The following is a 684-nucleotide window of genomic DNA, read 5'->3' on the forward strand; positions in this document are numbered from 1 at the left end:
TGGGGTGGCGGCGGCAGTGGTGGGGGTGGTTATTCTTATTACTTAGGAGGCGGTGGCGGCGGTGGCGGTTGTACGGTATGGTATGGTTATAAAGCGAGTTTAAAGGGTCATGAGAATATCGCTATTGGTAAAGGAGGAGATTCTGTTTCAGGGCGGACTGTAACAGGTAAGTCTGGAGGAATAACAGCCGTTGGAAAGAATTTTATTACCGCTACAGGAGGAAAGGGGGGTGGGGGTGTTTCTGCCTATCAATCTCACACGGGATTTGGTGGTAGTACGACTACCTTCTATTCAGGCACTGGTGGCGCTGGAGGTACAGGTGGAAACTTTGGTTTAGCAACAGACGAACATCTAGGAATCGCCAAAGGCGGAAATGGTTATGCTGGAACGAATGGAATTACGAGTAAAACAAGTGGGAATGGAGGCGATGCTGGAGGTGATACATCACGTGGTGGCGCTGGAGGACTAGGCAAAGGTTCCTATAGTTCAGGAAAAGCGGGGCGTGGTTTTGGTGGTGGCGGTGCTGGTGCTCATGACGATTCTTCTCCAAGTGGTGCTGGTGCTGATGGCGCTGTTCTTATAAGATTATGGAAAGAATAAATGGATGCACAAGTAACCAAGATATGACAGAAGTCAAATGGATAGCTGTTCTATAAGCAGGCTTATATGTTTTTAAGTCCTTTT

1 pseudogene is annotated in these 684 nt (G+C 48.1%); it reads left to right on the top strand.

What is annotated here, in order from left to right:
- A pseudogene (locus ACFIKG_RS09675) lies at window positions 1–600 on the top strand (hypothetical protein); the annotation flags it as partial.
- Window positions 601–684: the final 84 nt, after the last annotated feature.

The sequence above is a fragment of the Bartonella sp. LB28NMGDW genome (assembly GCF_042194435.1).
GTDB lineage: Bacteria > Pseudomonadota > Alphaproteobacteria > Rhizobiales > Rhizobiaceae > Bartonella > Bartonella grahamii.